10 protein-coding genes are annotated in these 12,740 nt (G+C 61.1%); 4 read left to right on the top strand and 6 right to left on the bottom strand.

The window, feature by feature from the left end:
• The first annotated feature begins 78 nt into the window (after positions 1-78).
• Positions 79-834, top strand: coding sequence for a hypothetical protein (locus tag HBO10_RS15170; protein ID WP_019817341.1), 756 nt, complete (start codon positions 79-81; stop codon positions 832-834).
• A gap of 144 nt (positions 835-978) precedes the next feature.
• Here the strand turns inward: HBO10_RS15170 and HBO10_RS15165 are convergent, their stop codons facing one another.
• From HBO10_RS15165 to HBO10_RS15150, 4 genes are all read right to left on the bottom strand, one after another.
• Positions 979-2,298, bottom strand: a complete 1,320-nt coding sequence (locus tag HBO10_RS15165) for an MFS transporter (RefSeq protein WP_034128609.1) — start codon at positions 2,296-2,298, stop codon at positions 979-981.
• 333 nt (positions 2,299-2,631) lie between these two features.
• Positions 2,632-3,957 (bottom strand): sigma-54 dependent transcriptional regulator, encoded by a 1,326-nt coding sequence (locus tag HBO10_RS15160; RefSeq protein ID WP_034128608.1) that lies wholly within the window; start codon positions 3,955-3,957, stop codon positions 2,632-2,634.
• Complete coding sequence (locus tag HBO10_RS15155) at positions 3,951-5,717, bottom strand: ATP-binding protein (RefSeq protein WP_034128607.1); 1,767 nt, start codon at positions 5,715-5,717, stop codon at positions 3,951-3,953. Before HBO10_RS15155 ends, HBO10_RS15160 begins: the two co-directional genes overlap by 7 nt.
• Positions 5,718-5,879: 162 nt before the next feature.
• Complete coding sequence (locus tag HBO10_RS15150; RefSeq protein ID WP_034128606.1) at positions 5,880-7,403, bottom strand: fumarate hydratase; 1,524 nt, start codon at positions 7,401-7,403, stop codon at positions 5,880-5,882.
• 216 nt (positions 7,404-7,619) lie between these two features.
• On the opposite strand from HBO10_RS15150, the gene HBO10_RS15145 reads away from it, so the two are divergent.
• Positions 7,620-8,561, top strand: a complete 942-nt coding sequence (locus tag HBO10_RS15145) for an iron-sulfur-binding ferredoxin reductase (RefSeq protein ID WP_034128605.1) — start codon at positions 7,620-7,622, stop codon at positions 8,559-8,561.
• A gap of 210 nt (positions 8,562-8,771) precedes the next feature.
• On the opposite strand, the gene pyk is transcribed toward HBO10_RS15145, so the two are convergent.
• On the bottom strand, positions 8,772-10,223 hold the full coding sequence (pyk, locus tag HBO10_RS15140; protein WP_003193904.1) for a pyruvate kinase: 1,452 nt from the start codon (positions 10,221-10,223) through the stop codon (positions 8,772-8,774).
• 173 nt (positions 10,224-10,396) lie between these two features.
• On the opposite strand from pyk, the gene HBO10_RS15135 reads away from it, so the two are divergent.
• Both HBO10_RS15135 and HBO10_RS15130 read left to right on the top strand, forming a co-directional pair.
• Entirely contained in the window at positions 10,397-10,771 is a 375-nt protein-coding gene (locus tag HBO10_RS15135; RefSeq protein WP_003193903.1) for a hypothetical protein, read from the top strand.
• A 221-nt stretch (positions 10,772-10,992) separates the two neighbouring features.
• Positions 10,993-11,352, top strand: a complete 360-nt coding sequence (locus tag HBO10_RS15130) for a PilZ domain-containing protein (RefSeq protein WP_034128604.1) — start codon at positions 10,993-10,995, stop codon at positions 11,350-11,352.
• A 52-nt stretch (positions 11,353-11,404) separates the two neighbouring features.
• Here HBO10_RS15130 and HBO10_RS15125 read toward each other — a convergent pair whose 3' ends face one another.
• Positions 11,405-12,736, bottom strand: coding sequence for a DUF58 domain-containing protein (locus HBO10_RS15125; RefSeq protein ID WP_034128603.1), 1,332 nt, complete (start codon positions 12,734-12,736; stop codon positions 11,405-11,407).
• Positions 12,737-12,740: the final 4 nt, after the last annotated feature.

Here is a 12,740-nt window from a genome sequence, read left to right as displayed (position 1 = left end):
TATTTTTCACAGTTTCCCCTTCAGTCTGCGCCCAAGGTCAATACCCCTATAAGACTGAGCCTTGGAGCTATCCACTGCATGAACAAACTTCCTCAGATCACCCTGGCGTTCTGGGTCATGAAAATCTGCGCAACTACCTTGGGCGAAACTGCCGGGGACTTGCTGTCGATGACCTTGAACGTTGGCTACGCCATCAGCTCCATGATCCTCATCAGCGTGTTCCTGGTGACCCTGGTGACGCAACTCTGGTCGAAAACCTACAACCCGGTGCTGTACTGGATCGTGATTTTGTCTACCAGCACGGCGGGTACCACGATGTCCGACTTCATGGACCGCACGCTGGGGCTGGGCTACGCCACCGGGTCGATGATCCTGATCGTGATCCTGATGATCATCTTTGCATTGTGGCACCTCAGTGGTGACTCGCTGAATGTGAACAAGGTGCAGACCTTCCGAGGGGAGTTGTTTTACTGGATGGCGATCCTGTTCTCCAACACCTTGGGCACCGCATTGGGCGATTTCCTCGCGGACGATTCGGGGCTGGGCTTCGCCGGTGGCGCATTGTTGATCGGCTCAACCATCGCCGCGGTGGTGGTACTCAAGTACTTCACCCGCATCTCGTCGGTATTGTTGTTCTGGGTGGCGTTTGTACTGACACGGCCGTTTGGCGCGACCTTGGGGGATTTCCTGACCAAACCCCATGAAAAAGGCGGCTTGGATTTCGGCACCATCGGTTCATCCGCGGTATTGGCTGCGGTGCTGGTGGTGATGATTGCTGGCGCGTCGTATGCGCAGCGGCGCTATGGGCGCAATGAGGCCGCAGAGTTGTCCTAAGGCTAAATAAATGAGGGAGCGGGCTTGCTGTGGCGAGGTAGCTTGCTCCCGTTCGACAGCGTAGCTGGAGCCAGCTTTTTGGGGGCGCTTCGCACCCCAGCGCAAGCAAGCTTGCTCGCCACAGCAAGCCCGCTCCCACATTTTTTAGTCGGTGGTGATGCGTGAGTGTTTACGCGTGTCTTTCATGGTCACGTACACCATCAACGACACGGCGATACACGCGGTCACGTACCAGTAGTAGCCAGTTTCCATACCGATGCTCTTGAACCACAGCGCGATGTATTCAGCGGTACCGCCGAAGATCGACACGGTCAGGGCATACGGCAGGCCCACGCCCAGTGCGCGGATTTCGGTCGGGAACAGCTCGGCCTTCACCACGGCGTTGATAGAGGTGTAGCCGCTGACGATGATCAGCGCCGCCATGATCAGGAAGAACGCGCCCCACCAGCTCTGGATGGTGTGCAGGGTAGTGAGGATCGGCACGGTGAACAGGGTGCCAAGCACGCCGAAGGCGATCAGGATCGGGCGGCGGCCGATTTTATCCGACAGCCCGCCGATGATCGGTTGCAGGCACATGAACAGGAACAGCGTCGCCGCCGAGATGGTGGTAGAGTCGGAGATGCTCATGCCGACCGTGTTCACCAGGTATTTCTGCATGTAGGTGGTGTAGGTGTAGAACGCCAGGGTGCCGCCCATGGTCAGGCCGACCACGGTCATCAGCTCCTTGGGATGGCGCATCAAGGTGCGCATTGCGCTTTCCTTGGCTTTTTCTTTCTTGGTGAACGACTCGGTTTCTTCCATACCGCGACGCAGGTACAGCGCGACCACTGCACACAATGCACCGATGGCGAACGGGATACGCCAGCCCCAGGCATACAACTGCTCGGTGGTGAGCACCTGTTGCAGAACGATCAGCACCGCCAGCGCGATGAGCTGGCCGGAGATCAGGGTCACGTATTGGAAGCTGGAGTAGAAACCGCGGCGTTCCTTGGTGGCCATCTCACTCAGGTAAGTGGCAGAGGTACCGTATTCGCCGCCGACCGACAGGCCCTGCAGCAGGCGGGCAAACACCAGCAGGATCGGCGCACCGATACCAATGATTTCATAGCCGGGGCTCAGGGCAATCAGCAGCGAGCCGAAGCACATCAGGTACACCGAGGCCATCAAGGCTTTTTTACGCCCCACTTTGTCGGCGTACAGGCCCATCAGCCAGCCACCAATCGGGCGCATCAGGAAGCCCACGGCGAAGATCGCGGCGGTGTTGAGCAGTTGGGCAGTGGTGTCGCCTTTGGGGAAGAAGGCTTTGGCGAAGTACAGCGAGAAGGCGGCGTAGACGTACCAGTCGTACCATTCGACCATGTTGCCGACCGATCCGCTGAAGATCGACTTGATGCGGCTGGAGGTGGTGCGCTCCTGCGCTTTGACGGCCGTCGATCCCAGAGGCACGGTGTTGGAGTTATCCATTGAAGGATCCTTCATCTAGTTGTTTTTATGGAGCGGCGCGTGCGCAGCCTGTTGGGGCTATAGCAGGAGCTGTGCCAGGTAGAGGAAGGCCCGGAATAGAAGGGTTGCGGGATTTTATTGAGCGGAAATTCGCTGATGGTTTTGGGGTGGTGAGCGGAAATCCGCTTATGGCTGCAGTAATCGTTCCCGCGCTCTGCGTGGTAACGCCTGTTGTGACGCTCCGCGTCGCGCCTTTAAAAAGCGACGCAGAGCGGCCTAGGCTGCGTTCCCACGCGGAGCGTGGGAACGATCAGTGTGGGAGCGGGCTTGCCCGCGATGGCGATCCAAAGATCGCTACACAAACATCTCCCTTACCAACCTATGCCGCTGCATCTTCTCATTGAAGGTGCGACGCGGCAGTTGCAACTCGGCCAGCACCGCCTTGATATCGCCCTTGTGACGCGTCAACGCGGCCTTCAGGCAGTGTGCCTCGAACGCCTCCTGCTGCGCCGCCAACGACTGCCCGGCTTCGATCCCTTGCGGTTCCGGCTCGTCCAGCCCCAACACCTGGCGCTCGGCGACGTTGGCCAGTTCGCGCACATTGCCCGGCCAGTCATGGCTGAGCAGGCGCCCCAACTGTGGCCCACTCAAAGGCTCGACCTGGCGGCCCAGACGCTCGGCGGCGCTTTGCGCAAAATGCTCGTACAACAGCGGAATATCTTCGCGACGTTCACGCAATGGCGCCAGGCGCAGTTGCGCGACGTTGAGCCGATAGGCCAGGTCTTCGCGAAAGCGCCCGGCACGGGCTTCTTCCAGTAGGTCGGGCTTGGTGGCAGCGATGATGCGCAGGTCCACTTGGATACTCTGGTTGGAGCCCAGCCGCTCCAGCTTCTGCTCTTGCAACACGCGCAGCAATTTCACCTGTTGGGCCAGGGGCATGCTTTCGATTTCATCCAGGAACAAGGTGCCGCCGTGGGCATATTCCAGTTTGCCGATACGTTTGCCCTGGGCGCCGGTAAAGGCGCCGCTTTCATGTCCGAACAGTTCGGCTTCGAACAACTGCTCGGGGATTGCCGCGCAATTGAGGGCCACGAACGGCTTCTTGGCGCGTGGGCCGAAGTCGTGCAGGCAGCGGGCGACCAACTCCTTTCCGCTGCCGGTCTCACCCCGGATCAGCACATTGACCGGCAAACTCGCCAGGTCCAGCACTTGGCGGCGCAAGCTTTGAAGGCCCTTGGACACACCCAGCAGGCTGGACTCCAACTGCACGCGATGATCGGCCTGTTGATGCAGGCGGCGGTTTTCCAGGATCAGGCCGCGCTTGTCCAGCGCCCGGCGCAGGCTGTTGAGCAGCGCATCGGGGCTGAAGGGTTTTTCCAGGAAGTCGTAGGCGCCGTCGCGCATGGCTTCGACGGCCATTGGCACGTCACCATGGCCGGTGAGCAAAATCACCGGCAAATCGGCATCGCGGCGCTGCACCTCGGCCAACAGTTCAAGGCCGCTGAGCCCCGGCATGCGCACGTCGCTCAGAATCACCCCGGCAAAGTCCTTGGGCAGTTGCGCCAGGCACTCTTCGGCGCGGCTGAACAACTGCACGTCAAACCCCGACAGGCTCAGCCATTGCTCGACGGCCGTGCGAATACTGGCTTCGTCATCGACCACAATCACCGCGTTCAACATAGGTCTGGTGTCTCCAGGGCGATAGGCAGGGTCAAGGTGAAAATCGCGCCATCGCCACGGTTGGCGGCACTCAGGCGTCCGCCCAGTTCATGCACGATAGCGTAGGACACCGCGAGCCCCAAGCCGAGCCCGTCGCCCACCGGTTTAGTGGTGAAAAACGGGTCGAATACGCTGCTCAAATGTTCCTCGGCAATCCCGCCGCCACTGTCGCAGACGCTCAACTGCCATAGTTGCTGATCGGCGTGCAGGCGGATTTCCAGGCGCTTGCGCGGTTTATCGGCCATGGCGTCGAGGGCGTTGCGCAGCAGGTTGATCAGCACCTGTTCCAGGCGGATCGCGTCGCCACGTACCCAGGCCGGGCGAGTGAGGTCCAGCACCACGCCGATGGCTTCGTCACGCAGGCGCGCGTCGAGCAGGTGCAAGGATTGGTCGACCACCGTCGCCAGGTCCAGCTTTTCGCGCAGGCCGCTGGGGCTCTTGCGCGCGAACGTCTTGAGGTGGCCGGTGAGCGCAGCCATACGCGTGAGCATGTCATCCAATGGCGTGAGAGCCTTGTAGGCATCGTCCACTCGACCATGGTCGAGCAACAGCCGCAGCGTCGCCAGTTGCATGCGCTGGGCGGTCAGCGGCTGGTTGATTTCATGGGCGAGGGCGGCCGACATCTGTCCCAATGCCGCCAGCTTGGCCGACTGCACCAGGCCATCCTGGGCGGTGCGCAGCGCCTGGGTGCGTTCTTCGACCAATTGCTCCAGTTCTTCACGGCTGCGCTGGCGCAAGCGGGCCAGGCGCCAGCGCTGGCTGAGGAACAGCCCCAGGAACACCAATGCCAGCCACGAACCCGCAGCGGCAAGGCCCGCGTTACGTTGGTCTTCAAAGGCAAACTGGGGTTTGCGCAACAGGTGCAGGGTCCAGCCTTCGCGCTTGAGCGGCAGCGACTCCCAGATGTAATTGGCGTTGCCGTCGGGGCCGTTGACGCGGATCAAGTGGCTGTTTTCGTCAAAGCGTTGCAGGGGCTGGGTGTCCAGCGGCTGCAGTTGCTTCTTGTCGTATTGGCGGGTGGCCTTGAGTTCAGCCAGGTCATTTTCGGACAACGGCCGCAGGTTGCGATAACGCCAGCCCGGCTGGTTGGCGATAAACACGATGCCCCGCGCATCGCTGACCAACAGCAGGTCATTGCCCTGGGCCCATTCGCGCTCCAGCTCGGGGAACTCCAGCTTGACCACCATGGCCCCAAGGAACTGCTCGTGCTCATCCACGACCGCGCTGGAAAGAAAATAACCCGGAATACCCGTGGTCACGCCCACTGCATAAAAGCGCCCGGTGCCCTGGCTCAAGGTCTGGCTGAAATACGGCCTGAACGCGTAATTGTGGCCGACATAACTGCTGGGCAGGTTCCAGTTGCTGGCGGCCACGGCCAGGCCGGTGCGGTCCATCAGTTCCAGGGTCGAAGACTGCGCAGCGCCGTTGATGCGCTCCAGCTTGCGGTTGAGCCGGTCTTGCGTGGCGGCGTCCAGCGGGCCCTTCAAGGCGCTGATCATCTCCGAATCCAGCGCCAGTACGGCGGGCAGGGCACGGTAGCGTTCGATCAGGGTGTGCAGCGAGTTGGCGTACAGCGCCAGCTGCTGATTGGCACGGGCGGCGTCGTCCACCAGGGCCTGGCGTTCGGCATGGCGCGTGGCCAAGGCGGCAGCCAGCACCGCACCGGCGATGATCAACAGAGAATAGAAGGTCAGGCGCAGGGGGCGAGGGATCACGATCATACGATGATGAACAGGCACGGTAAGGGGCGAGCACCATAGCATGGGCAGCTCATATCTTGTGACCAAGGAGTTTGTGTGGGAGCTAGCCCCCTTGCTCCCGGCAGAAAAAAAGGCGACTGGGCCATGGGGCCGCAGTCGCCTTTATGCTTGTGGAGAAGGCGCTTACTGCACTTCTACCGCCAGGCTGTCACTGATCTTTTTCTGCCAGATGGCAGGACCGGTGATGTGGACGGATTCACCTTTGCTGTCCACTGCAACGGTGACCGGCATGTCTTTCACGTCGAACTCGTAGATGGCTTCCATACCCAGTTCGGCGAAGGCAACCACGCGCGACTTCTTGATGGCCTGGGCCACCAGGTAAGCGGCGCCGCCCACGGCCATCAGGTACACGGCCTTGTGGTCCTTGATCGCTTCGATGGCGGTCGGGCCGCGCTCGGACTTGCCGATCATGCCCAACAGGCCGGTTTGCTCGAGGATCTGACGGGTGAACTTGTCCATCCGCGTCGCGGTGGTCGGGCCCGCCGGGCCAACCACTTCTTCGCGCACCGGATCAACCGGGCCGACGTAGTAGATAAAGCGGCCCTTGAGGTCCACCGGCAAGGTTTCGCCCTTGTTCAGCATCTCGACCATGCGCTTGTGCGCCGCGTCGCGACCGGTAAGCATCTTGCCGTTGAGCAGTACGGTTTCGCCCGGCTTCCAGCTCTGCACTTCTTCCGGAGTCAGGGTGTCGAGGTTGACGCGACGGGCCGATGGGCCGGCTTCCCAGACGATTTCCGGGTAGGCGTCCAACGATGGCGCTTCCAGCGACGCCGGGCCCGAGCCGTCGAGCACGAAGTGCGCGTGACGGGTGGCGGCGCAGTTGGGGATCATGCACACCGGCAGGGACGCGGCGTGGGTCGGGTAGTCCATGATCTTCACGTCGAGCACGGTGGTCAGGCCACCCAGGCCCTGGGCGCCGATGCCCAGTTGGTTGACCTTCTCGAACAACTCCAGGCGCATTTCTTCGATACGGTTCTGCGGGCCGCGCTTTTTCAGCTCGTGGATGTCGATGGACTCCATCAACACTTCCTTGGCCATTACCGCGGCTTTCTCGGCGGTACCGCCGATGCCGATGCCGAGCATGCCCGGTGGGCACCAGCCGGCGCCCATGGTCGGAACAGTCTTGAGCACCCAGTCGACGATCGAGTCGGACGGGTTGAGCATGGCCATTTTCGACTTGTTCTCGGAGCCGCCACCCTTGGCCGCCACGTCCACTTCCACGGTGTTGCCCGGGACGATGGAGTAGTGGATGACCGCGGGGGTGTTGTCCTTGGTGTTCTTGCGGGCGCCTGCCGGGTCGGCGAGGATCGAGGCGCGCAGGACGTTTTCTGGCAGGTTGTAGGCGCGACGCACGCCTTCGTTGATCATGTCGTCCAGGCCCATGGTGGCGCCGTCCCAACGCACGTCCATACCCACGCGCACGAACACGGTGACGATACCGGTGTCCTGGCAGATTGGGCGATGGCCGGTGGCGCACATGCGCGAGTTGATCAGGATCTGGGCGATGGAGTCACGGGCCGCCGGCGATTCTTCGCGCAGGTAGGCTTCGTGCATGGCCTGGATGAAATCAACGGGGTGGTAGTAGGAAATGAATTGCAGGGCGTCGGCAACGCTCTGAATCAGGTCGTCTTGCTTGATCACGGTCATGAGTCGCGCTCCTCTATAAGGGAACATTCAATAAAGATGGCGCCAGTGTTGCATCGGTCGGCTGAAGCCATCTTTCCAAGGCACGCCAGAATGGTGCAGGCGCGACGCTAAAAAGGCGCGGCAGTATAACCCGGCACGGTGGCCGATACACCCGACTATGGTCAAACTGTCGCAGGCATGATTCCCTGTGCGCGCTCCTTATGATTGAGTCTTTATATGCCTGAACTGTACGTCGGCGAACGCCACTGGTCTGTATCCCTCGGCAGCAACCTGCTGGATGCCTTGAATCAGGCCGGCGTGGCCGTGCCCTTCAGTTGCAGGGCCGGCAGTTGCCATGCGTGCCTGGTGCGTTGCGAGGGTGAGGTTGACGACCAGCAGCCCGAAGCCTTGAGCCCGACGCAGCGCCAGCAAGGTTGGCGCCTGGCGTGCCAGTGCCGGGTCAGTGCGGACCTGAAGGTCGAAGCGTTTGACCCTCAGCGCGATGGCCTGCCCGCCCAGGTGGTGGGCGCCGATTGGCTGAGTTCGACGGTACTGCGCCTGCGCCTGCAACCGGAACGTGCCCTGCGGTACAACGCCGGGCAGCATCTGGTGCTGTGGGCGGGGCAGGTGGCGCGCCCCTATTCTCTGGCGGGCTTGCCCCAGGAAGAGCCGTACCTGGAGTTTCATATCGACTGCCGTCAACCCGGTGCATTCAGCGATGCGGCGCGACAGTTGAAGGTCGGTGATCCTTTGCGCCTGGGTGAACTGCGGGGTGGAGCACTGCACTATGACCCTGACTGGCAATCGCGGCCGTTGTGGCTGCTGGCTTCCGGTACTGGCCTGGGGCCCTTGTGGGGGGTGTTGCGCGAGGCGCTGCGCCAGGATCACCAGGGCGACATTCGCGTGATTCACCTGGCCCATGAGGCCGAAGGTCATTATCTGGCTGAACCCCTGGCAGCCCTTGCCGCCCGGCATGGGAACCTGACCGTGGAGCTATGGACCGCGGCGCAGTTGCAGCCGGCATTGGCGCAACTGCGGCTGGTTTCCCGGCATACCCTGGCCTTGCTTTGCGGGCACCCTGCCAGCGTCGAGGCCTTTTCCAAGCGCTTGTTCCTGACGGGACTGCCGCGTAATCAATTGCTAGCGGATGTGTTTCTATCCCGCCCTTTCACTTTATGAAAAGCCTGCTCAAGTCGGTATCGGAGTTTATCGCCGGGTGCTGATGACGCCATCGAGGCAAGCCAGCTCCCACAGTAGACCGAGTTGTCTGACTATTGTGGGAGCTGGCTTGCCTGCGATGAGGCGCTGAAACTCAACACAGTGGCCTGCACTGAAATGCAAAAAGCCCCGCCATTCACAGGGCGGGGCTTTTGTTTTTCAGCCTGTCACTCAGACCTGCGGGTCGCCCACATGCAGGATCTTCATGCCATTGGTGCCACCGGTGGTGTGGTAGCTGTCGCCCTTGGTCAGGATGACCCAGTCGCCTTTCTCCACGACGCCGCGTTTAACCAGCTCGTCGATCGCCTTCTGGCTGACTTCGTTCGGTGCCAGCGACGCCGGGTCGAACGGGATGGTGTACACGCCACGGAACATGGCCGCGCGGGCCTGGGCTTCGCGGTGTGGGGTGAACGCGTAGATAGGCACCGAGGAGCGGATGCGCGACATGATCAACGGCGTGTAGCCACTTTCGGTCAAGGCGATGATGGCCTTGACACCCGGGAAGTGGTTGGCGGTGTACATGGCAGCCAGGGCGATGCTCTGGTCGCAGCTTTCGAAGACTTTGCCGATGCGATGGCTGGAGGTCTTGCTGGTCGGGTGCTTTTCGGCACCGACGCAGATACGCGCCATGGCCTGTACGGCCTCCAGCGGGTAAGGGCCGGCGGCACTTTCAGCCGAGAGCATCACGGCGTCGGTGTAGTCGAGTACGGCGTTGGCCACGTCGGACACTTCGGCACGGGTCGGCATCGGGTTCTGGATCATCGACTCCATCATCTGGGTCGCAACGATCACCGCTTTGTTGTGACGGCGTGCGTGCAGGATGATCTTCTTCTGGATACCGATCAGCTCGGCGTCACCGATTTCAACGCCCAGGTCGCCACGGGCAACCATCACTGCATCGGAGGCCTTGATCAGGCCGTCGAGGGTTTCATCATCGGCCACGGCTTCAGCACGTTCGATCTTCGCTACCAGCCAGGCGGTACCGCCGGCTTCGTCGCGCAGCTTACGGGCGTATTCCATGTCGGCGGCGTCGCGCGGGAAGGACACGGCGAGGTAGTCCACTTCCATTTCGGCGGCGAGCTTGATGTCGGCCTTGTCTTTTTCAGTCAGGGCCGGCGCCGTCAGGCCACCACCGCGACGGTTGATGCCTTTGTGGTCGGACAGCGGGCCGCCGATGATCACGGTGCAGTTCAGTTCGGTCGGCGTGGCAGTGTCAACGCGCATCACCACACGGCCGTCGTCCAGCAGCAGTTCGTCACCGACGCCGCAGTCCTTGACCAGGTCCGGGTAGTCGATGCCCACCACGTCCTGGGTGCCTTCGGTCAGCGGGTGGCTGGTGGAGAAGGTGAACTTGTCACCGATCTTCAGCTCGATCCGCTTGTTGGTGAATTTGGCGATACGGATTTTCGGGCCTTGCAGGTCGCCCAAGAGTGCAACGAAGCGGCCATGCTTGGCGGCGAGGTCACGCACCAGCTTGGCGCGAGCCTTGTGCTCGTCCGGGGTGCCGTGGGAGAAGTTCAGACGGGCGACGTCCAAACCAGCCAGAATCAGCTGTTCGAGGACTTCCGGCGAGTTACTGGCCGGGCCAAGGGTGGCGACGATTTTGGTACGACGGACGGACATGCACGGACTCCTGAGTTCAAGCGCTGGGGAAGGCTACTATGCTCTTTCGTTGTAGTCATTGTTCGTTTGCACTACTTATCGACGATTGGCTTGTTTTGGCGGCGGTTGAATGGGCAAACGCCTTGAAGATTTTCGACCAGGGGTCGATACATTGCACAAGACAGGAGAACCCCATGCGAATTTTGCTCGTTGCTGCCCTGGCCGTCAGTGTTGTCGGCTGTACCCGCTGGTCGATGGACCACCATTTGAACAACGCTTACCGTGCCTATGGGGTCGGTGATTGCCAGCGTGTCACCCTGGAGTTGTCCCAGGTCGATCGCGAGAGCCGAACTCGCCGCTACGTGCAACCGGAGGTTTCGATGTTGCGTGGGCAGTGCCTGGAACGCCAGAAACTCTTTGTCGATGCCGCACAGACCTATCAGTTCATCATCGGCCACTACCCGTCGAGCGAGTACGCCTATCGAGCCCGTGCGCGGCTCGATACCTTGCAGCAACTGGGGCATCTGCCGGCTGCAGGCCTGGCAAAACCAAGGCCTGCGTCGTTGTAAGGGTATTTGTCGCTTCATGGCTGGCCTGTCGCCAGTCTTGCGCTATTCTTTGAATGTCTGTTTGTGCAGTACCCATTCGAACGGATGCAATGCCCGGATTCGGCAGCTGTTTGGTGACAAGCGGTAGCTGTTGTCACACCGAGATCCAGGGAGAGCGAGCGATTGCTTGTTCCGAATCACTGGCACGGCCAGATTTTTGGCTATTGAATGGCGACTTCACCATGTTTACCGAACGACGGATCGAGCGGCATCAACTGCCGTATTTTCTGCAGGTGTTCAATCGTATTACTGACAAGCCAATCGGCTATCTTGGAAATGTGTCTGAAAACGGTCTGATGCTGATCAGCTCGTTACCCATGATGACCGACGTGGATTTCGAGCTGCGCTTGAAAGTGCCGGTGGCGCAGGGCGAGTTCAAGGCAATTGACCTCACGACAACCTGCTTGTGGAGCCATGAAGATGTCACCCCGCAGCATTACGACTCGGGGTTCAGCGTGCTTGAGGCGCCCGAAGAGTACCGGCACCTGATCAACGCGCTGTTGCAGTACTTCAGCTTTTATCCTTTGCAGGCCTCTGTCTGAATTATGCGTGGGGTCGTGGCCGTTTCCTGGCCATGCCCCTGCGCAGTCATCCTCAAAATACCCCGGCCTTTTTCCACTCCAGATAGCGCGTGACCAGCCCGGCACCCAGCGCCGATGGCAAGGTATCCAGCACCGACAGGCCATGAGCACTCAAGCGATCATGGCGTTGGTTGCGGGTGTTGAGGTAATCGATCGTGCCGCTGTAAGCCAGCGCTTCGGGCAGTGTCTGCACAGGCGCCTGGCGTAGTTGGTCGAGGACCTCTTCCCTCAGGCTGGCCACCAGTACCCGGTGATGCCTGCCGATACGCTGGACGGCAGCCATCAGCGCTTCATCCTCCTCATCCCGCAGGTTGGTGACGATGATCACCAGCGCCCGGCGTTTTTGACGTGCCAACAACTGGCTGGCGGCCGCCTGGTAGTCGGCGGTTTTTCGCGTGGTCTGCAGGTCATAGACCGCATTGAGCAACAGGTTCAATTGGCCACTGCCCCTGACCGGCTTCAGGTAGCGCGGCTGGTCGCTGGCAAACGTGCACAGCCCTACGGCATCGCCCTGTCTCAAGGCAACGTAGCTCAGCAGCAGGCAGGCATTGAGCGCGTGGTCAAAATGGGACAGTTCATCATCCTGGCTGCGCATGTGCTGGCCGCAATCGAGCATGAACACGATTTGCTGGTCGCGTTCGTCCTGGTATTCCCGGGCAATGGGCGTTCGTTGGCGGGCGGTGGCTTTCCAGTCGATCTGGCGCAGGCTGTCACCTTCACGAAACTCCCGCAGTTGATGAAACTCCAGGCCTAATCCTCGCCGCTGATGTTGGCGCACGCCCAGTTGGCTGAGCCAGTTATCCACACCCCGCAACTGCGCACCGTATAAACGTGCGAAATCCGGGTAAACACGAGTGGCATCGTGAGTCTCGACCCAGCGTCGTCCCGACCACAGCCCCAATGGGCTGGGCAGCAGCAGTTCGCAGCGACTGAAATGGAAGTGCCCGCGCCGCAAGGGGCGCACGCGATAGCCCAGCTCGGCACGCTCACCGGGGCGTAGTTGAATGGATTGAGGCAGGTTCTCCACAGCCAGGCCATCGGGCACGTGATCGAACACCTGCACGGTCAGAGGTTGCGGGTAGTCGTGCTCCAGGCACAGGCGTATTTCTTCCCAGCGCCCCAGCGCCAGGCTACCAGGCAATGTTCTGTACACGCGGGCCGAAGGGCGGCGACGCAAGCGTGCAGCATCCAGCATCGCCAGCAGCAACAGGGCCAGCAGCAGGCCCCAGGCTACCGAATGAAAGGTGGCGGGCACTTTGAACTGCAACGCTGCCGAGGCGCCCAACAAGATGTTCAAACCGAGCAGAACGCCCAGCCAGGTCAGCAGCAGACGAGTCGGTTTCATGGCC

Origin of the sequence: Pseudomonas sp. WS 5503, assembly GCF_012985385.1 — a bacterium.
GTDB lineage: Bacteria > Pseudomonadota > Gammaproteobacteria > Pseudomonadales > Pseudomonadaceae > Aquipseudomonas > Aquipseudomonas paracarnis.
This window is presented reverse-complemented; position numbering and strand designations above follow the sequence as displayed.

What these genes read in the sequence shown, in the direction of transcription:
- HBO10_RS15155 (WP_034128607.1), bottom strand. Translation starts at nt 5,717, where the DNA reads ATGATCGTGATCCCTCGCCCCCTGCGCCTGACCTTCTATTCTCTGTTG.
- HBO10_RS15145 (WP_034128605.1), top strand. Translation starts at nt 7,620, where the DNA reads ATGCCTGAACTGTACGTCGGCGAACGCCACTGGTCTGTATCCCTCGGC.
- HBO10_RS15125 (WP_034128603.1), bottom strand. Translation starts at nt 12,736, where the DNA reads ATGAAACCGACTCGTCTGCTGCTGACCTGGCTGGGCGTTCTGCTCGGT.
- HBO10_RS15130 (WP_034128604.1), top strand. Translation starts at nt 10,993, where the DNA reads ATGTTTACCGAACGACGGATCGAGCGGCATCAACTGCCGTATTTTCTG.
- pyk (WP_003193904.1), bottom strand. Translation starts at nt 10,223, where the DNA reads ATGTCCGTCCGTCGTACCAAAATCGTCGCCACCCTTGGCCCGGCCAGT.
- HBO10_RS15160 (WP_034128608.1), bottom strand. Translation starts at nt 3,957, where the DNA reads ATGTTGAACGCGGTGATTGTGGTCGATGACGAAGCCAGTATTCGCACG.
- HBO10_RS15135 (WP_003193903.1), top strand. Translation starts at nt 10,397, where the DNA reads ATGCGAATTTTGCTCGTTGCTGCCCTGGCCGTCAGTGTTGTCGGCTGT.
- HBO10_RS15170 (WP_019817341.1), top strand. Translation starts at nt 79, where the DNA reads ATGAACAAACTTCCTCAGATCACCCTGGCGTTCTGGGTCATGAAAATC.
- HBO10_RS15150 (WP_034128606.1), bottom strand. Translation starts at nt 7,403, where the DNA reads ATGACCGTGATCAAGCAAGACGACCTGATTCAGAGCGTTGCCGACGCC.
- HBO10_RS15165 (WP_034128609.1), bottom strand. Translation starts at nt 2,298, where the DNA reads ATGGATAACTCCAACACCGTGCCTCTGGGATCGACGGCCGTCAAAGCG.